Annotated in this window: 15 protein-coding genes and 3 pseudogenes; 11 read left to right on the top strand and 7 right to left on the bottom strand. The window is 49.4% G+C overall.

Going from position 1 to position 20375, the window contains the following annotated elements:
* The first annotated feature begins 60 nt into the window (after positions 1-60).
* Together P4S53_RS22610 and P4S53_RS06700 are read left to right on the top strand one after the other, a co-directional pair.
* Positions 61-1370, top strand: a pseudogene (locus P4S53_RS22610) (DASH family cryptochrome).
* Complete coding sequence (locus tag P4S53_RS06700; RefSeq protein ID WP_337111992.1) at positions 1351-2910, top strand: cryptochrome/photolyase family protein; 1560 nt, start codon at positions 1351-1353, stop codon at positions 2908-2910. Before P4S53_RS22610 ends, P4S53_RS06700 begins: the two are co-directional and overlap by 20 nt.
* Here the strand turns inward: P4S53_RS06700 and P4S53_RS06695 are convergent.
* A pseudogene (locus tag P4S53_RS06695) lies at positions 2901-3820 on the bottom strand (LysR substrate-binding domain-containing protein). The gene P4S53_RS06700 and the pseudogene P4S53_RS06695 overlap by 10 nt on opposite strands.
* A 126-nt stretch (positions 3821-3946) precedes the next feature.
* Here P4S53_RS06695 and P4S53_RS06690 point away from each other — a divergent pair.
* Complete coding sequence (locus P4S53_RS06690; RefSeq protein WP_337111991.1) at positions 3947-4861, top strand: DMT family transporter; 915 nt, start codon at positions 3947-3949, stop codon at positions 4859-4861.
* Between the two features lie 81 nt (positions 4862-4942).
* Here the strand turns inward: P4S53_RS06690 and P4S53_RS06685 are convergent.
* Together P4S53_RS06685 and P4S53_RS06680 are read right to left on the bottom strand one after the other, a co-directional pair.
* Positions 4943-5437, bottom strand: a pseudogene (locus P4S53_RS06685) (VOC family protein).
* Positions 5438-5537: 100 nt separating this feature from the next.
* Complete coding sequence (locus P4S53_RS06680; protein WP_337111990.1) at positions 5538-6284, bottom strand: metallophosphoesterase family protein; 747 nt, start codon at positions 6282-6284, stop codon at positions 5538-5540.
* A gap of 553 nt (positions 6285-6837) precedes the next feature.
* Between P4S53_RS06680 and P4S53_RS06675 the strand changes: the two genes are divergently transcribed.
* Positions 6838-7629, top strand: a complete 792-nt coding sequence (locus P4S53_RS06675; protein ID WP_337111989.1) for a hypothetical protein — start codon at positions 6838-6840, stop codon at positions 7627-7629.
* Between the two features lie 89 nt (positions 7630-7718).
* On the opposite strand, the gene P4S53_RS06670 is transcribed toward P4S53_RS06675, so the two are convergent.
* Complete coding sequence (locus P4S53_RS06670; RefSeq protein ID WP_337111988.1) at positions 7719-8381, bottom strand: DsbA family oxidoreductase; 663 nt, start codon at positions 8379-8381, stop codon at positions 7719-7721.
* A gap of 88 nt (positions 8382-8469) precedes the next feature.
* On the bottom strand, positions 8470-8838 hold the full coding sequence (locus P4S53_RS06665) for a hypothetical protein (RefSeq protein ID WP_337111986.1): 369 nt from the start codon (positions 8836-8838) through the stop codon (positions 8470-8472).
* Positions 8839-9076: 238 nt separating this feature from the next.
* On the opposite strand from P4S53_RS06665, the gene murQ reads away from it, so the two are divergent.
* Positions 9077-9985, top strand: coding sequence for an N-acetylmuramic acid 6-phosphate etherase (murQ, locus tag P4S53_RS06660; RefSeq protein WP_337111985.1), 909 nt, complete (start codon positions 9077-9079; stop codon positions 9983-9985).
* Positions 9986-9996: 11 nt separating this feature from the next.
* Here murQ and P4S53_RS06655 read toward each other — a convergent pair whose 3' ends face one another.
* The gene (locus P4S53_RS06655) at positions 9997-10878 is read right to left on the bottom strand and encodes an AraC family transcriptional regulator (protein ID WP_337111984.1); all 882 of its coding nucleotides are present in this window, start codon (positions 10876-10878) and stop codon (positions 9997-9999) included.
* Positions 10879-11048: 170 nt separating this feature from the next.
* Here P4S53_RS06655 and P4S53_RS06650 point away from each other — a divergent pair, with 170 nt between their 5' ends.
* From P4S53_RS06650 to P4S53_RS06625, 6 genes are all read left to right on the top strand, one after another.
* Positions 11049-12200, top strand: coding sequence for an iron-containing alcohol dehydrogenase (locus tag P4S53_RS06650; RefSeq protein ID WP_337112077.1), 1152 nt, complete (start codon positions 11049-11051; stop codon positions 12198-12200).
* 346 nt (positions 12201-12546) lie between these two features.
* Complete coding sequence (locus tag P4S53_RS06645; protein ID WP_337111983.1) at positions 12547-13335, top strand: TetR/AcrR family transcriptional regulator; 789 nt, start codon at positions 12547-12549, stop codon at positions 13333-13335.
* A gap of 207 nt (positions 13336-13542) precedes the next feature.
* The gene (locus tag P4S53_RS06640) at positions 13543-15909 is read left to right on the top strand and encodes an efflux RND transporter permease subunit (protein ID WP_442958644.1); all 2367 of its coding nucleotides are present in this window, start codon (positions 13543-13545) and stop codon (positions 15907-15909) included.
* Between the two features lie 78 nt (positions 15910-15987).
* Positions 15988-16752: an outer membrane lipoprotein-sorting protein gene (locus tag P4S53_RS06635; RefSeq protein WP_337112076.1), complete on the top strand. Its 765-nt coding sequence runs from the start codon at positions 15988-15990 to the stop codon at positions 16750-16752.
* An 18-nt stretch (positions 16753-16770) separates the two neighbouring features.
* The gene (locus tag P4S53_RS06630; protein ID WP_337111981.1) at positions 16771-17922 is read left to right on the top strand and encodes a hypothetical protein; all 1152 of its coding nucleotides are present in this window, start codon (positions 16771-16773) and stop codon (positions 17920-17922) included.
* 542 nt (positions 17923-18464) lie between these two features.
* A complete protein-coding gene (locus P4S53_RS06625) occupies positions 18465-19781 on the top strand; it encodes a methyl-accepting chemotaxis protein (protein ID WP_337111980.1) in 1317 nt (438 codons plus the stop codon).
* Positions 19782-19874: 93 nt separating this feature from the next.
* Here P4S53_RS06625 and P4S53_RS06620 read toward each other — a convergent pair whose 3' ends face one another.
* Positions 19875-20369: a SixA phosphatase family protein gene (locus P4S53_RS06620; protein ID WP_337111979.1), complete on the bottom strand. Its 495-nt coding sequence runs from the start codon at positions 20367-20369 to the stop codon at positions 19875-19877.
* Positions 20370-20375: the final 6 nt, after the last annotated feature.

The raw sequence follows: 20375 nt of genomic DNA, 5'->3' as shown, positions 1-20375 counted from the left end.
CTTCGTAACACAGTTTTGCAGCCTACACTTGTGGTAACTCCTTTGCCGAAAGGGTGCGCCATGACAACGGGATTGTTCGTTTTCAGTTACGATCTGCGCCTGCACGATAACCCGGCGTTAAGGCAAACGGCTGAGCAGGTGGATCATCTGCTGTGTCTCTACTGCCTGCCGCAGCAAAGTCCGGTGCCATATCCGGGGCATCGCATGCCATGGGGAAAACAGCGCCAAGCGTTTTTGCTTGCTTCGCTGGCCGACCTGAATCACCAGCTTGCCGAGCAGCATCCACATCAGGGACTGCTGATCCGCGACACGCCGCTGGAAGCCACGATAGACGAGCTGCTGGATCAATACCCGATTTCCCTCATCGGCCGCAGTGAACAGGCGGGCTATTATGAAAACCAGAGCTGGGCTTATATTGAAGCTCAATACCCGGACGTCACTTTTCTGACCATTCCAACACATACCCTGTTCACGCGCGCACTGCTGCCTTTCACCCTCAATGAACTGCCCGCCAGTTTCACCCAGTTCCGGCTGTTGACAGAAAAGCTGGATTGCCGCGCAGAATCTGTGGTTGATCTCGATCTCCCGCCGCCACCTGCGTTACCGCAAACCGCTCCGCTTCACCCGATCAATCTGGCGCGCACCCAACTGGACAGAATGACGGAACGACCTTCCGTCTCCCGCGGCTTCACTGGCGGTGAAACGGCAGCCTTTGAGCATATTCAGAACTATTTCTCCGGTGATTTGCCTGCCCGTTACAAAGAGACGCGAAATGCACTGGATGGCTGGGACCATTCGACCAAGTTTTCCCCTGGCTGGCGCTGGGGTGTCTGTCCCCGGTCACTGTGCTGCGCTATCTGGACGACTATCAGAACAAGGTCATCAGAAATGACTCAACCGAATGGATTCGATTCGAACTGCTATGGCGTGAATACTTTCAATGGTATGCCCATGCCTACCAGCAAAAGCTGTTCTATTATCGTGGCATTAAAAATCAGGGGCCGACCAATCGCCATGATGAGGGCCGTTTTCAGCAATGGTGCAACGGCAAGACCGGCTATCCGATTGTCGATGCCTGCATGCGGCAGCTCAATCAAACCGGCTACATGTCTAACCGTGGCCGACAGCTGGTCGCCAGCTGTTTTGTCCACGAGCTGACCCTCGACTGGCGCTATGGCGCCGCTTACTTTGAGCAGCAGTTGATCGATTATGATGTCGCATCCAACTGGGGCAATTGGCAGTATCTCGCCGGAGTCGGTGCCGACCCGCGGGGCTGGCGCTATTTTGATCTGGAGAAACAGACAAAAATGTACGATCCTGATGGCGACTTCATTCATCGCTGGTTACACAATGGCAGCCACTCGATATAAAACCTTAAGGCTGATTCTGGGCGATCAGCTCAATGCAAAACATGCCTGGTTTCAGTCAAAAGATCACACGACCTTATACCTGATTGCCGAATTGCATCAGGAAGCGACTTACACCAAGCATCATGTGCAGAAAATCTGCGCCTTTTTTGCCGCCATGAAAGCCTTTGCCAGCGCACTGAGCCAAGCCGGTTTCCATGTCTGCCACCTGACGCTGGACGACACCGCAACATACAAAAACCTGCCCGAACTGCTGAACACACTGATATCCGATCATCAAATCGAGGCGTTTGAATACCAGCGCCCTGATGAACACCGCCTGCTGCAACAGCTGCGAACCTTAAACCTGCCCGCCAGCGTCTCGTGCAAAGAAGTGGATACCGAACATTTCCTGTTACCGTTTGACGAGATTCCGCGCCACTTTGCCCGGGGCAAACATGTCCTGATGGAGCATTTTTACCGGATGATGAGACGTCGCTTTGCTATCTTGATGGCGGGCGAAAAACCTGAGGGTGGCAAATGGAACTTCGACAAAGAAAACCGGCATAAACTCAAGGCTATGGATCTTCCGGCGGTTCCGGCACCGCTGCGTTTCAACAATCCGGTCGGTGATATCCTGGACCGGCTGGACAAACACCAGATTCCGCATTTTGGCACAGCCTCAGATTCACTGCTATGGCCGGTGACGCGCCGACAGGCCATTGAATTACTGAATTATTTTTGCCAGCATCAACTTCAGAGCTTCGGCTATTTTCAAGATGCCATGACAGATCAGACCGAGCACCAGTGGAGCCTCTATCATTCGCGGTTATCTTTTGCCCTAAACACGAAAATGCTGCACCCGATGCAGGTCATTCAAACCGTACTGACCCACTATGAGCAAGCCGATGGCAGGATATCTCTGGCTCAAGTGGAAGGCTTCATCCGTCAGATACTGGGCTGGCGCGAATACGTGCGGGGGATTTACTGGGCCAATATGCCGGATTATGCCAGCTACAACACCCTTGGCGCTCACCGGAAGTTACCGGATTTTTTCTGGACCGGAACAACAGGCATGGCCTGCCTCAAGGCTGCCGTCTCGCAATCGTTGGATTACGCCTATGCGCACCATATCCAAAGACTGATGGTCACCGGTAACTTTTGTCTGCTGACTGACACCGATCCCGATCAGGTCGATGCCTGGTATCTGGGGATCTATGTCGATGCCATTGAATGGGTTGAAATGCCCAACACCCGGGGCATGTCTCAGTTTGCAGATAACGGCATCATTGCCACCAAACCCTATGCGGCAAGCGGCAATTATATCAATAAGATGAGTGACTACTGTCAGTCCTGCCAATACTCTGTAAAAAAGAAAACCGGCGCGGATGCCTGTCCCATCAACAGCCTGTACTGGCGATTCATGGATAAACACCAGCACCGTCTGGCCGTTAACCCAAGGATCGGGATGATTTATCGCAGCTGGGATAACTTAACAGACAACGAACGACAGGCAGTACTCAGCCGAGCCGAATTCTGCCTCAATCACCTGGATCAGCTCTGACTGCCTCGTCTGTCCAGTTCATCACACTGCTGTTTCAACCAGCGCCCCAGAGTGATAATGGCCGTTTGCGTGGCGCGGGATTTTTTATACACAAAGTAAAAACTGTCGCCGGTCGGCAGCTCGTGCATGGGGATCCGCACAAAGTGCTGTTGCCTGTCGATGTCATTCATCAGATAGTCATTCAGAAAAGTAATGCCCTGATCATAGCGGGCCGCTTCTGCCGCCAGCAACATATGGCTGAACAACTGAAATCTCGCCTGTTCAGGCATCTCAAAACCACCCAGCATACACCAGCGGTGCCAGTCTTCACCGTGTTTGGCATCTTTAAAAATAGATCGCGTGGTCAGCAACGGATGCTCCCACAGGGCATCGGGCAGTGGTTTATCCCGCATTTGCTGCCAGAGTTTATGGCTGCATACCGGATAGAGCTGCTCATGATACAACAGCTCTGAAATGAAGTTGTTGCGCTTGGGAGGAGAGACGGTAATAAAGCAATCGGCCAGTTCATCACTGAAATTCGGATCATTACTCACCATATTTAACGTGAGTTCAATTTCAGGGTGCAGCTGACGCAGATTTTCCAGCCGTGGGATCAACCATTTCACCGCCAAGGAACTGTAAAGCGCCAGGCGAATCTTTCCCCTTCGCCTTCCCGGATCTGCTGGCTGGCTTCCGAGATATCCGCCAGCGCATGGCTGATCTGCTCGTAATATTTTTCACCAACAGGTGTCATGGACAACTGGCGTCCCTGGCGCTGGAACAGTTCTTCACCCAGATAATCTTCTAAAAGACGAACCTGATGGCTGACCGCACTTTGCGTCACACTCAGAAATTCTGCGGCGCGGGAAAAACTGTTCAAACGGGCGACAGCCTCAAAGTAATGAACGGCGCGAAGGGGTGGCAGCTTCATTATCTAAAAAACTCATACCAAAAAAATTTATATCATTATACTTCATCACTATCGCTGGTTTATGCTTTGGATCACAGTTTGTCGTCTCGTCGACTGATCACTCACTCAAAAAAGAAGGAGCAGCCCATGCCTCAAATGTCTGTCGGTTTAGCCATGATATTGCTGATTGTCGGCAACTTAATTGCTGTGTGCTCCGATGCCATGATCAAATCACTGGGTGATGAAACGGCCATTTTTCAATTTGTCTTTTTCCGTCAATTAACCGCCGTCGCCATTCTGGCGCCGTTTTGTATCGGTACCAAAAAAGCCGATTTTTTTGCCGGGTTTAAGTGGCACGCTTTACGTGGTCACATTTGGTTGCTGGGCATGGTCTTTATGATCATTTCAATCACCAGCCTGCCCCTGGCAACTGCCAATGCCATTTTTTATGCCGCGCCGCTGATCATGCTGCCGATGGCCATGATGCTGTTTCAGGAAAAGCTGACCAAATATTCTGTCGGCGTAGCGGTGATTGGTTTCATTGGTGTGCTGGTGATTATCCGCCCGACTGAAATCAACTGGGCTGCCATTGCGGCGCTGATTGTTGCCTTTACGCTGGCCTGGAATAACCTGCTGGTCCGTAAATTGCCAAAACACCAGACGGTTGCGCAAACCCTGATGCTGACCAATCTTGCCGGTATGCCGGCGGCACTGGGTCTGGCGATTTGGGAAGGACAGCCCTGGGACTGGTCTCCGCTGCTGACCGCTGCCGGTTCAAGCACTTTCATTATGATTTATGCCGGCGCCTGTGTACTGGCTTACCGCTCGGCGGAATCGAACAAAATTGCGAGCGCCGAATACAGCGGACTGATTGGTGCTGTGATCATCGGCATGCTGTGGTTCGACGAAGTGCCTGACTTACCCATGATTCTTGGCACCATGATGATTATTGTTCCTTTGATCTGGCTGGCCCAAAAAGAAAAGCGTGCCAAAAAAGCTGCGGGGCTCAAACCAACTGAAACGGCGCTTGTCACAGAGGCCGCAGAAGAAACCAAAGCCTGACCGGTTATTATCCGTTGTGCGACAGTTCGGGTACTCCTGCCTGCCCTGTCGCTTTTTTGTCATTCACCTTTTTTCGGCCTTCTACTCACCCTGCAACTCATCATTGAACGCCCGCTCCAATGCGGTGATCTCCAGTTTGGTCATGGTCAGAAAGCACTGCGTTAACCGTGCCAGCTTGGCGGGATCTTGACTTCGCATCATCGCCTCCATCGATCTCGGCACGATCTGCCAGGACAAGCCGTATTTATCCTTCAGCCAGCCGCACTGCCCTTCCTCACCGCCATCCTGCGACAAGGCTGTCCAGTAACGGTCGATTTCAGCCTGATCGTCACAATGAATGACAAAAGAGATCGATTCGTTGAAAGTGAAAAATGGCCCGGCACTGATCGCGGTGAATGGCTGGCCGAACAATTCAAAGTTCACCACATCAACACGGCCTGAAGGGGTATCTTCTATCTGGGTGAGATTGACAATTTTTTAGTTGTCAAAGACTTGCGTATAAAACTCGGCGGCCTCAACCGCTTCTTGATCAAACCACAAGTGAGGAGAGATTTTCGCCTGCTGAAACGATGCCATAAAACCTCCGGGAAACTGGACAGAAACACAAAGAAAAGCGGCATGCTGTATCGACCAAGTGTAGATGAAGAAGTGGTGTTATGAGCTGATTCTCACTGCGTTAACATCTGCCTGTCATCAGGGACTGTGCCCAGTCTGCGCGACCGTTGGCTGTTGCTGCTCGCACCGCCGCCTGTACATCGTAATCAACACGGTGAAAAGTCATTTCCCAGTGGTGCTTGTCTTGCCGCGTTAACACAGCATACGACGCTTGCGGGGTGTAATTTTGCATGGCATGGGGCGATGGCAGTTCATCGGCATACGCCTGAAGGCCCACACTGCCTGGATTGATCACGGTCTGGCCCGTCGACAACCGGACACAGCGGGGAATATGGGTATGACCACAGAGAATAATGGACGAATGAATATCTTTGAGATGCGCAGCTATCTCAGCATCTGCTTTGACCCGCGGATGGCCCGAGCTGATCTCTTCCAGCAAATACACCAGATCATCGTCCGGCGTGCCGTGGCAAGCGTAAATCTCATCGGATATCCGGGCATCAAATGGCAATTGCTGCATCCAGTCCAGCGGGGCCTGCCCTAAGTCGTCGAGGATAAATTTCAGCGTGGGATTGGCAGCCACCTCTGCTGTTGTCGCCTGGTAAATTTGCCGATCCTGATTACCAGAAATGGTCAGCATCTCTTGCTGCTGCAAGAAATCGAAGGTGGCACGTGGGGCTATCGGGCCGTATAAAATATCACCCAAGTTCACCAGCCGGGTCACCCCCTTGCTGAACGCATCCTCAACCACAGCTTCCAGCGCAAAGACATTACTGTGAATGTCCGACAACACAGCGTATTTTTCCAACGCACACTCCTTGTGATATCCCAGTTGATTTTTTGCCCGTCGCTGGCCTTATCCCGCTCAACAATATCCTTACTGCACACCACTTTGAACCGTGTAAAAAACATAGCCAAATAAGGCAGCGAATATCACAACGGTCAGAATCAGCTTCATCCAGATTCCTTTCATCTTGTTATCTCCGTGATTTATATTAGTACTGGTGCCAGGTCAGTTCTCTACGTTTCAGTTGTGATAACTAAACGCTAACTTACCTGATGTTAGTGTTAATGCCAACATGCTGAGTTATATAACCGTGCTGGTTACGGGCATTGTTAATTGCGGTTAAGTGCGTTTCATACACTCTTCATAGCTGAACAGCCCATATAAATTGACCAAACTATCATTATCCCAATAGGGAATCATAAAGACACCTGCTCAACACACCATTCCTTATTCGAATTGTTATCTTTAAATTACATAAATATGTGCTACCTGAATCACGTAAAAATAATAATATTAATCAGAGGTTTTATATTATCATTCTGAAATAAAAGCTGGGATTAAAGAGAATTAAAACATGAATAAAAAGGTTATATTATCTACTGTATTATTTCTATCAGCATGTGGTGGTTCTGATAGTGGAGACGGCATAAGTCTGAATAAGGTGAAATCTAACGATAAAGCCAAGTGTTCGAATTCAAGGTTAGACTCATGTTATTATGATATCAATCAATTAGCTCTTAATATTATGTTCCGTAAGAATGATACCGGAGTTCTAAATGTAACTGCATCGGTATCTGGCCCCAAACAGGATATATATTTTACCGGAAGTGATGTACTGGAAATTCATGCTGATGGTGAGGTATTCTTACCCACCAATAACGGCGCAGATAGTTTAAGATATGAGAACATTCCTGATAACGCGCAAATCTATGAATTTTTCTGGTATAGAAACAGTCAGTTAGTTGAATATAATTCAATCGATGGTATCACAGAGCCAAGTGTTATTTTATCAACAAGCCAACATGATGGTTCTAATACTATTACTACAGATTGGTTAAATAACCCTGACTATACATATCAAATTCACACACCAAGTTTATGGTGCACCAACTTAAACTATGAAAGCGAAATGTTTTCGCCGAGCACCGGAATTTTAGACAATCAAAGACCACCTTATCAAGCGACCTTACAGGCGCTGTATGGAAAAAATATCGAAAGCCTTAAGGTAAATTATCGAAGCTGCGATATTTCAGTGACTCTAATAGCAAAAAACAATCAAGTAAACTATAGAAACAAGCAAAAAAGATTATTTATTCATCACGATAACTTTAGCGAGCATCCCCTCACTCTGTTTGAATCAAATTAATGATTTATATCCTTCCGGGATGCCATAAACTCTTTCATTTCATGCAATGGATAAATATACATTGCCCGCAATCATGCGGGCAATATATGTCATTCGTCATTCAATTGCTTTAAAGCCATTTTAATAGCATCTATGAACGTATCTGTATCCTGCGCACCGGAAAGCAGATACTTTTCATGAAAGACAAAAGCAGGCACGGCACTGATCCCCTGCCCGGTCCAGGTTTGTTCTTCAGCTCTGACGGCTTCGGCAAAATTGCCCTGTTTCAGTACCAGCTCCGCTTCATTGCGATCCAGACCGGCGGTCTCAGCAGCATCCAGCAGCACAGACAATTGGCCCGGATCATCCTGCTCAGTGAAATAAGCTTCAAAAAGCGCCAGCTTCAGCTCTGTCTGACGGCCATAACTCGCGGCCCAATGCAACAGCTGATGGGCTTTGAAGGTATTGTAGATACGGGAAAGTGGTGTGAAATGGAATCGGATACCGGATTCTTCACCTAAAGCGATAATCCTGGCCCGGTTCTGTTCACTTTGTTCGGGGGTGATCTGATATTTCTCGGCCAGATGCTCACTCAGCAGCTGGCCGTCTTCCTGCATCGCCGGATTCAGTTCGAAAGGATGCCAGCGCACAGTAAACTGTACCTGATCTTTATAGGCCGCCATAGCCTGCTCCAGTCGTTTGTAACCTATGTAGCACCAGGGACAGACGACATCAGATACGATATCAATGGTTAAGTGGGTATGCGTTGACATGCATTGCGTCTCTTAGGTCAGTTGGGCTGATAGTGGTTAGCGTGGCGTAAAAAATCAACCCATAATCCCTGAAAATGAGATCTCAAAATTATTGCTCCGCTAATACGGAGGTGTCCCACAGGACATAGATTGATTTGTCGCTCATTTCAAAAATCATCCCTTTTGCGCCCAGGCCGCTTCGTCGGTAAACAGGCTGATTACGGTCATCTCGATATTGCCCCGGCACTCCCTGCGTCGGATGAAAATCGTAATAAACGCCATCTGCTCTGTCGATGGTGATGTAACCATGATGCTGCGACAGCACGCACAAGTAACGGCCAGAGGGTTTATCGGCACCTTTGGGGTAGATGTCGCAACGGGCATCAACAATGTCGGCCAGAGCAGGCAAGGTGTAGCCTGCCCACAGCGAAGTAAGCAGAAATAGAGCAACAGAGCATTTCCACAACCAACTGACCATACTTGCCTCCGCGACGAACCCATTTCCACGAAGTCAGTGTCGGTATGAGTGTAGCACGCTGATTCAGACACTCAGGCCGCGGATAAGCTCCGACATCGTCTGAATCCAATGATTTGCCTGTTTATCGCGTTTTTGAATCAGCGCCGGCAAGAAGGGGCCACTCAGATGGCGCCGTTTGCTACGCAATATGTTATTCCCTACAATTCTCATCAGATAACGAACCCTAAGGTCATCTCTGATGAAAATTGATTTAAATACGCTGATCACTGAAAGCCGCAACCCTGCCAGCCAGGTGATAGACACCCTGTCGACCATCGAGATGCTGAAGGTCATCAATGACGAAGACAAGCAAGTGGCGCTGGCGGTTGAGCAGACATTACCGCAAGTGGCTCAAGCTGTTGATGCTATCGCCGCGGCTTTTCAGCGAGGTGGCCGCTTAATTTATTCAGGTGCAGGGACATCAGGCCGCTTAGGCATTCTGGATGCCAGTGAGTGCCCGCCCACTTATGGCAGTGATCCGTCTCAGGTCATTGGCTTGATTGCCGGTGGCCGGGAAGCGATTTTCCGTGCCGTAGAAAATGCCGAAGACAATCGCGAACTCGGTGCAGAAGATCTGAAAGCCCTGAATTTTTCTGATAAAGATGTGTTAGTCGGCATTGCTGCCAGTGGTCGTACGCCTTATGTCTTGGGCGCAATGGCATACGCCAAATCAGTCGGTGCCACCGTCGCCAGCATCAGCTGCAACCCGGACAGTGCCATGACCCGGCTAGCCGATATTGCCATGACGCCCATCGTCGGGCCCGAGGTGGTGACCGGCTCTTCCCGCATGAAAGCCGGTACAGCGCAGAAAATGATCCTCAATATGCTGACAACAGGCGCCATGATACGGACCGGCAAAGTGTACGGGAACCTGATGGTGGACGTTGAGGCAACCAATGCCAAGCTGGTCGAGCGCCAGAAAAACATTGTCACCGCTGCGACCGGCGCAACACGTGAACAAGCCGAATCAGCACTGACAGCTTGTGGCGGACACTGCAAAACAGCCATTGTGATGATTCTGACCGGCACAACGGCTGAAGAAGCGCGTGCGCTGCTAAACAACTCGCAAGGTTTTACCCGTCAAGCTGTGCAGCAGGCAGGTCAGTAAGCGCACACCACTTACCCGGCCTTGCTGGGTGGTAACCCAAAATAACGTTTAAACTCGCGGCTGAACTGCGCGGCACTTTCATACCCGACTTTGCTTGCTGCCACGCTGGCCGACACCCCATCCTGCACCATGAGTTGTTTGGCATTATTGAGCCGGATTTTTTTGATGTATTGCAAAGGCGGGTCGGTGACAACTTGCTTAAAAGCACGGTGAAAAGCTGAGATGCTCATGCCTGCCATCTCTGCGAGATCATCCACCGCCAGCTTGTCGGCATAGTGCAACTGCACATGCTCTATCACGCCCGACACACGAGCTAACGCGCTATCTTGCTTCACATACTGGGCAAGCAGGGATCGCTGATCACTTTGCAGCAGGCGGTAAAAGAACTCTCTGAGTATCTGCGGCCCCAGTAATTTTGCATCCATCGGGCTGTGCAACACGGATAATAGCCGCTGCATACAGTCATTTATCTCGGGTGTGACCGGTGAGGCAGCTACACCTTTGTGCTGCTGCTGTGAGGCAAAATAATCGGCGCCCAGTTCCGCTTCCATATCATCAACCAACTGGCGAATCACGCTGTGGTCAAATCCAATATCAATCCCGATCAGCGGCGCCTGTTCCGACGCAAAGGTTTCACAGGCAATGGGGTATGGTGCTGACACAATCAGGCAATGTTCTGTGTCGTACTCAAAGTGGTAGTCATTCAAATGGCCAATTTTATTACCCTGAAAAATAACGACCACACCTTGTTGGTACATCTGCGGGGTAACATGATGATATTGGGTAATTTTAAACAAGCTGACACCCGATAGCACCGTATGTACCTTGCCTTGTCTGCTTTCCAAACCCAGTTGGCAGCATAAAGAATTGGCCCGTTCGAGGGTAGTATTCATAATCGAAACTCAGTTGTTCAAGAGGGCTTAGTGTTGTTGAATAACCGTACGAATAAAAGTGTAAAGCAGAATCAGGCAAGAATTAAGCAGAATCGTGTATTACAGCGAGACAGGTTGTCGCCTACACTTTGCAGCACACAATATCTTACAGGCAAACCTGGAGAGCAATGATGAACCCATTTAGCTATCACAACCCGACCCGCATTCATTTTGGTGAAGGCCAGATTGCTGCAATCACAAACGAAATTCCTAAAAACAGCAAGGTACTGGTGCTCTACGGTGGCGGCTCTATCAAAGCGAATGGTGTGTACGACCAGGTCGTTCAAGCACTGAGTGAACACCAATGGATTGAATTTTCTGGTATTGAACCTAACCCGCAATACGACACGCTGATGAAAGCGGTCGAACAGATAAAAGCCGAAGGTGTCGACTACCTGCTTGCTGTCGGTGGTGGTTCTGTAGTTGACGGCACTAAATTTGTCGCAGCCGCCGCCTGCTATGAAGGACAAGACCCATGGGATATGTGGGCCAAAGGACTCAGCGTTCAACAGGCGCTGCCGATCGGCTGTATTCTGACACTGCCGGCAACGGGTTCCGAAAGCAATAAAGCCTCTGTGGTCTCACGCGGTAACGACAAAATTGGCTATATGTCCTCTAAGATCCAGCCTGCTTTCGCTGTCTTGGATCCGGCAACCACGCTGAGCCTGTCTCCTCGCCAGATCAGTAATGGTGTGGTTGACGCATACGTCCATGTGATGGAGCAATATCTGACGTTTCCGGTGAATGCCAAAGTGCAGGATCGATTCGCTGAAGGTTTGCTGCTCACCCTGATTGAAGAAGGCCCGAAAGCACTGACCAATCCTAAAGATCTGGCGGTTCGTGCCAATATTATGTGGTCAGCCACACAGGCACTGAACGGACTCATTGGTGTCGGTGTCCCGCAAGACTGGGCCACGCACATGATTGGTCACGAGCTGACCGGTAACTACGGCATTGATCATGCCCGCACTCTGAGTATCGTGCTTCCGGCCGTCATGAAAGAACGCCGCCAGGAGAAAGAAGGCAAGCTTCTTCAGTATGCAGAACGCATTTTTGGTATCACGGAAGGCAGCACCGACGAGCGTATCTATGCCGCCATTGCCAAAACCGAAGCTTTCTTTCAAGCCATGCAGGTGCCTACGCGTTTGAAAGATGTCGAACTGGATGAAAGCGATATTCGTGTCCTGCTCAGCGGCCTGGAAAAGCACGGCATGACGGCGCTGGGCGAACATGGCAAGATTGGTATTGCCGACAGTGAAGCTATCCTTCGCACTGCGCTTTGAGTGCTTTGAGTGCTTTGAGTGCTTTGAGTGCTTTGAGTCAATTATGCAAACACACACTGAAACCGCCAGCTCTGGCGGTTTTTTATTGCCTGCCACAAACGCTATTAATGTGACCGAATAAATAATTCTCAGCAATGGTATTGATCTCTGTGCATAAGTGGCTATTATGACGATAAGTCAACTTTGACTAATCGTCATTTTTATGAAGATTTACCCTTTTCGTATTCGTGTTAAACTGATTAAGGGATGCTTGCTTCTTGTAAAGCAGAAACTTACAGAAGCACCAGCATCTCACAGAAGGAGTTGCAATGTATTCACGCAACTGACAACTTAAAAGTCGGAAGTTATGTTCGGGTTGAACTGTAATAAAGAGAGATGTGCCCTCTTCTCCGGAGAGCGTGCACCCAAAACCAAAAAACAGCTAGCGATTGCAGAACGCGATCACGAGCTGATCATGCTTGCCAAAGATCTGGTGAACAAAGAAGGCTTTGCGAACCTGACTATGGACAGGCTGGCGTCAATCAGTCCTTACTCTAAAGGAACGGTGTATAACCATTTCTGCAGTAAAGAAGACGTCATCGTGGCACTTTGCAGCCACGCGATTAAGGTTGAAATGACTCTGTTCAACCGGGTGTTAGACATGGAAGGCAGCAGCCGGGATATTCTGATGGGTGTCCATGTTGCGTACCATATCTTTGCCCGACTCGAACCCATACTGTCGACCTGTCTGCTGACCGCGAAAACCCCCTGGGTGATCGATAAAGCATCCAATACACGCGTGGAAATGTTGAATCAACTTGAGGAGCAAATGATTGATAATGCGGATGCAATCGTCAATCGTGCTCTGGAAGAAGGCAGTCTGGCGATGTCGGCGGCCGTCAGTACCGATGCAGTGGTTTTTGCAAACTGGTCACTGGCAGTGGGATCAAATGCGTTGATTACGAATGCAACCAATAGTCGCTGTATTCATCGTCTGCAGGATCCGTTCACTATTCTGAATAACATCAACATGTTACTGGACGGAATGAACTGGAAACCACTGTCTAGCGAAAGGGATTACAAAAGGTTGTGGAAACACATTGAACAGACCTTTTTTGCAGAAGAAATAGAACTTCTGTCGCAATTGGGTCGTTAGTTCCTGTAATAACCCGCTTCAGGCGGGTTGTTTTCACACCATACTTGACGATTTGTCACAATTTGATTTTTCTCTGCAGTGAATACGCAGAGATTAACGCTCATAAGTAGCTGAATCATGAACCTTGGCTATGAAAAAGCAGCTTACTCATGCCCGGCCAGCCTACACGCTGGCTTTAAAGCACCAAATATTGACGAAACGTCACTCATGGAGATTGTGATGAAAGACAGTATCTACGCTTTACCGATCAAACGTGCTTATGTCGTTCTGGCGACAGTGACCGCACTGCTGATCGCCGCGACTCTCGGCGCCAAAAATCTCTATTTCCGGGGAGATTACAACATCTTCTTTGACGGAAATAACCCGCAGTTGCAAGCCTTTAACACCATTCAGAACACATTCAGTAAAACGGACAACATCAGCTTTGTCGTTGCCCCCAAAAACGGCAATGTCTTTACGCCTGATACTTTATCTCTTATCCGGGATCTGACCCATGACAGCTGGCAAATTCCCTTTTCCAGCCGCGTCGACTCGTTAGCGAACTACCAGCACACAGAGGCGATTGAAGATGACCTGCTGGTGGAAGATTTGCTGTTAGATGAATACCCGCTGGATGCGGCACGTATCGCGAAAGTGAAGTCAGTCGCGTTACAAGAACCTTTGCTGCGGGATTCACTGATTTCATCTCGCGGTGATGTTGCTGTGGTGAATGTCACTTTACAGATGCCTAAAGTTGACGAAACGACAGAAATTACGACAGTGACCGATTATTCCCAAGCCTTACTGGCGAAATACCGGGCCGAATTTCCTGACGTTGATTTCTATCAGGCCGGCATCGTCGCGATGAACCGGACTTTCATGGACATGGCGATGAAAGACAGCAGCACACTCGTGCCAACCATGCTGCTGATTGTGCTGGTTTTCCTTGTGTTAATGCTGCGCACTGTGACCGGTGTTCTTGCCACGCTTATTGTGATTATCGGTTCAGTGGCAGCCACTATGGGTTTGTCCGGCTGGGCGGGCATGTTCCTCAGCACAGCCACAGTCAATGTGCCCACCCTGGTGCTTACACTCGCCGTGGCTGACTGCGTCCATGTGATTGCCACGATGCGCCAGGGTATGCAGCGGGGCATGCTCAAAAACGAAGCCATAGGCTACAGCATCAGGCTCAATGCCATGCCGGTCCTGATTACCTCAGTCACAACAGCGCTTGGCTTTTTGATGATGAATGCGTCAGATTCACCGATTCTGCGTGATTTGGGCAATCTGGCCGCGCTGGGGATCATGATCGCCTGCTTCCTGTCAGTTTCCCTGCTACCGGCATTGCTGGCTGTGCTGCCCGTCCGTGCTCCGGCGGTCACACCGGCCGGTCAGTCCAACTGGACCGACAAACTAGGCAATCTGGTGGTGAATCACCGCAACATCCTTCTGCCTGTGTCGGTAATCGTGCTGATCGGCGCTACTCTGCTGCTTCCCCGCAATGTGGTCAACGACGAGCCGGTCAAATACTTCGCCACAGACAGCCAATTTCGCCAGGCCGCCGACTTTATGGCTGACAATATCAGCGGGATGACCACCATCAGCATTGCGATTGACTCAGGCCAGCCGCAGGGGATCGCGGATCCTGGCTTCCTGAACATCCTGAATCAGTTTACCGGCTGGCTGCGGGAACAACCGGAAACCGACCATGTCGCCAGCCTGAGTGATGTTTACAAACGCCTGAACAAAAACATGCATGGTGATGATGACCGCTGGTATCGCCTGCCGAACGAGCGAGAACTGGCCGCACAATATCTGTTGCTGTATGAGATGTCCTTACCTTACGGTCTGGATCTGAACAACCAGCTCAACGTAGATAAATCATCCGTCAAACTGACGCTGACCACCAAGAATGTCGGCAGTAAAGAACTGGTGGCTTTGGAAGCTCGGATTAATGACTGGTTTGATGCCAATGCACCGGGTTACGCCATTATGGCGTCCAGCCCGAACCTGATGTTCGCCCATATTGGCGAAACCAACATGGCCAGTATGTTATCCACACTGCCGGTGACTCTGGTGCTGATCTCCGCACTGATGATTTTCGCTCTGCGTTCACTGCGACTGGGTGTGATCAGCCTGATTCCCAACATCGCCCCGGCGATTCTCGGATTCGGACTCTGGACACTCTGGTCAGGTGAAATCAACCTTGGGCTGTCAGTGGTGGTCACGCTCACACTCGGTATCGTGGTCGATGACGCCGTGCATTTCCTCAGCAAGTATCAAATCGCACGCAAAGAAGGCCGAAATGCCGAAGAAGCCGTTCGTTATGCCTTCAGCACCGTGGGTCGCGCGTTATGGATTACCACAGTCGTTCTGGTTGCCGGCTTCTCTGTACTGGCCAGCTCCAGTTTTCGCCTCAACAGCGATATGGGTCAGCTCAGTGCTTTGATCATTTTCATTGCGCTGGTCGTGGACTTCTTACTGCTGCCCTGCATGCTGATGCTGTTTGACCGTAAACCGGTGGAACAGGCTGACACCGAGACCGCCAGACTGGATACCAAGAACCCGATGAACCCAAAACCATTGGCCCAATAACCTTTTAGCCAAAGATGAAGGAGAAAGCTCATGACAGATAAAACGGCCCGGATCACACAATGGCTGGCATCTATCGGCATGATTACCGCACTGGGTATGGCTATCATACCGGCGGTATGCCATGCAGGTAACGAACAAGGGTTAGAGATAGCCAAGGAGCGAAAACTGCGTGATACCGGTTGGGGAGACAGCGTTGCAGAAATGACCATGCTGCTATCCAACGCACAAGGTGAAAGCAGTACCCGAAAAATGCGTATCAAGACGCTGGAAGTGGCTGACGATGGCGATAAAGGCCTGACGATTTTCGATCAGCCCCGTGATGTACAAGGCACAGCCTTTCTGAATTTCGCCCACACCACCAAGCCTGACGATCAATGGCTGTATCTGCCAGCATTGAAACGGGTAAAACGGATTGCCTCGCGCAATAAATCGGGCCCTTTCATGGGCAGCGAGTTCGCCTATGAAGATTTAAGTTCTTTTGAGCTGGAGAAATACGACTTCACCTACCTGGGTGATGAAACCATGCAAGACCAAGCCGTTTTCAAAGTTCAGCAAATACCGACCGATGAGTACTCCGGATATACCAAACAGCTGGTCTGGTTGGATAAAGACCATTACCGTCCTTTGAAGGTAGAGTTTTATGACCGTAAATACAGCCTGTTGAAGACACTGACCTTTAACGATTACAAGCAGTACCTGGGTAAATACTGGCGCGCACATAAGATGACGATGAATAACAGCCAGACCGGCAAGACAACGGTTCTGACTACCCATGAACTGACGTTTAACAATGGCCTTGATGAGAGCGATTTCAATAAGTCCAGCCTCAAACGCGTCAAATAATCTCAGGCAGGTGCAAGCATGATATACCGATTTTCTGCATTGCCCTTGCTTCTGGCTGCCTCGGTAGAGGCAGCTGGTATCAGTGGCCAGATAAACCTTGAACAACGTCAGTTTCTGCACCCTGGTCTTGAAGGCCAGGACAAAAGCCAGACCTCTTTGGTGATAGAACCCGAATGGTACACAGAGTGGCAGGACGGTGACGCCAGACTGACCATTCAGCCATTCTACCGCTGGGACAGCATGGACGATGAACGGACCCATTTCGATCTTCGCGAATTCATGTATCTGCAGTTGATCGATGACTATGAGCTCAGAATAGGCGTCGGGAAAGTTTTCTGGGGCGTGACAGAGTCCATTCACCTGGTGGATGTGATCAACCAGACCGATAACGTCGAATCTGTCGACGGCGAACAAAAACTCGGGCAGCCGATGATCAATGTTGCCGCCGTCAAAGACTGGGGCACAGTGAATGCATTTATCCTCCCCTACTTCCGTGAACGTACGTTCGCCGGTAAAGACGGGCGCCTGCGGCCGCCACTGCCGGTGAATGACGATGCATTGTATGAATCTTCAGCTGAACAGGAACATCTCGACTGGTCATTACGCTACAGCCACTATTTTGGCGACTGGGATGTCGGCGCCAGCTTTTTTCAGGGCACCAACAGAGATCCCTACTTTCTGCCGGGGCGTACCAGCCTGACGCCATTCTACGCCCAGATGGACCAGACCAGCGTGGATATTCAGGGCATTTTCGGCAGCTGGCTATTAAAACTTGAAGCACTTTACCGTGACAGCTTGGAAAATCACTCCGCTGTCGTGACCGGATTTGAATACACCCTGGTCGGTGTCTTCGATACCTATTGGGATCTTGGCCTGATTGCCGAGTACCAGTACGATTCCCGCTCACTGAGTCTGAATCAGAATGACCTGTTTCTGGGCACACGATTTGCGCTCAATGACATAGACGGCACAGAAATTTTATTCGGGATTAATCAGGATCTGGACAGCAGTCAGGAGTCTACCGGCAGAATTGAAGCCTCCGCGCGGATCAACAACAACTGGAAATGGCGGGCGAACGCCTGGTGGTTCAGCGCCAGCCAGCTTGACAGTCCACTGTATTTTGTCCGTAAAGACGACTTCATCGAGCTGGCACTGGAATATTACTTCTGAGCCAATTTGCCATTTCACTCAAAAACTTGCCGGAACTGTGACAGCCTGAGTTCCGGCCATTACAGGAGAGCCGTCATTCTTTCCCGGCTGAAAATACCCTACCCGAGCATTACAGCGGAATCGGCAAGACTAACCTCGTGTAACCCAACCTTTTATTTATCGCCAGCCTGAATGAAAAAGTGAATTGTGACTAAAAAACAACCTATACATTCAACACCCTAATTACTCAGAGAAATCAGAAAACAATAATGAATGATATTAATTGAAGTGGGATCACAAGAATTGAAAATATCAGAGGCTGTCACACTTCATTTCAGACAATAAATTAGCCATTTTTCCTTGCTGATTTCAATTCAGACGACATTTTTTATAATAAATGAACTTGTTAATAGCAGATAAGTCATTGAAGTTACAGATTTACAGAATAATAGGTGCACTATTTAGCTTTTACTGATTTTTCAAAGGCTCGAAAAATATCTCTTTTAAACATATTTCTCTGTTCTATATTCAGCTAGAGGGCATATATCGACAAGGACTGTGACATGTTCGGGTTATCTAACAAGAATAACGTAACTCAAGATGCGTACAACACACTTCAACAACAACTACAGGAAGCCAAACATACTTTAGCAGCCATCAGTGATGCTTTTGCATCGGTTGAATTTACACCGTCCGGGGAAATCATCACTGCCAACCAGCATTTTCTCAATACCATGGGATATAGCCTGAATGAGATTCAGGGTAAGCATCACCGGATGTTTTGTACCGATGAAACCAAAAAAAGCCAGGAATACCAAGAATTCTGGTCTCAACTTGGCCAGGGCAAGCAGATTAAAGGTCTGTTCCAGCGCATGACTAAGAACGGGAAAGAGATTTGGCTGGAAGCCAGTTATTGTCCGGTTTTCGACGATGAAGGGAGCGTTTACAAAGTCATTAAAATGGCTTCTGACACCTCAGCCAGAGTCGCTGACCACCATGAACTCGCCAGCCAGACACAGGCGGTTTCCCGCTCTATGGCAGTGATTGAGTTTGATCTCAATGGAAATATCCTGCACGCCAATGACAACTTTTTAGCGACGGTCGGATACACTTTTGAAGAAATCAAAGGCAAGCACCATCGGCTGTTCGTCACGCCCGCCTATGCTCAATCCACTGAATATCAGCACTTTTGGTACCAGCTGAATCAGGGGCAATTTATGGGCGGTAAGTTTGAGCGTGTGAACAAAGCTGGCCAGCCTTTGTGGCTGGAAGCCACCTATAACCCCATTTTTGATACCAATGGTAAATTATATAAAGTCATTAAATTTGCCACAGACATTACGCAGGCCGTCATTCTCGGCCAGGAAAACAGTCAACTGGCTTATGATTTATCAGTCAAAACCCGGCAGTTATCCGCCGAGGGAAGCAGTTCGGGTAATCAGGCTATCGATCAGATGACGCAAATGGTTGAGGCGTTAAATTCAACCTCAAATGTAATATCCCAACTGGAAGAACAGTCCAAAACCATCACTAGCATGGTAGACACCATTTCCGCGATTGCTGATCAAACCAATCTGCTGGCGCTCAATGCCGCCATTGAAGCAGCCAGAGCAGGCGATCAGGGTCGCGGCTTCGCCGTTGTTGCCGATGAAGTTCGCCAGTTAGCTTCGCGCACCAATGAGTCGACAGTAAAAATTGATAATGTGGTTAAACAAAACAGCCAATTTACGACTCAGGCTGTATCGTCAATGACGGAGATTATTGCTCGCGCAGAAAGCAGTATGGAAAAAGTCAAAGAAGCGAGTACATCCATTCAAGACATTGAAGACAGTATTAACGATGTTGTTATGGCCGTGCAAAAAATGTCGGAAGTCAGTTAACGCCTGCTCGCCGATAACCTGTCTCTTGAGCATCTTTCGATGCTCAAGAGACATTCTCTGTGACAAAAAGCCAATCCCTGTTAGCGCAGCGCCTTAATGAGCCAAACGTTTCGGAAAATCAAAATACAGCAACTGGCTATTTTCCGGTCCGAACGCTTCCCATTTTTCTGCCTCAATCGCAAACACCACCAGGCCGCAGGTCGGGACATTGTCTGTCTTTAATCCAAGCCGGACCACCAGCTCATTGATAGCGGGATTATGGCAAACCACCATCAGCCGTTCGACCTCGTCGGGCACCGACTGAATGATACTGACGACTTCATGGGCTGAATCGGTATACAAGCCCACAGTGGTGGCCAGCTCAGTCGGATGCGGATGCAGCGCCTGTTCAAAAAATTGTGCGGTTTGGAATGCCCGCTCAGCAGTACTGCATAAAATTCGCTGAGGCAGTGCCTGCCAGGCGGCAAACCGGCCTGCCATCTCAGCGGCATTTTTCAGACCCCGTTCATTGAGCGGGCGATCATGATCATCCAATTCCGGGTCATCCCAGGATGACTTGGCATGACGAACAATATATAGCAATTTCATAGCCGC

The organism is Photobacterium sp. Hal280 (genome assembly GCF_037162255.1).
GTDB lineage: Bacteria > Pseudomonadota > Gammaproteobacteria > Enterobacterales > Vibrionaceae > Photobacterium.
Note: the sequence above shows the minus strand (reverse complement) of the source record. Positions and strands in the feature narration are given on the sequence as shown.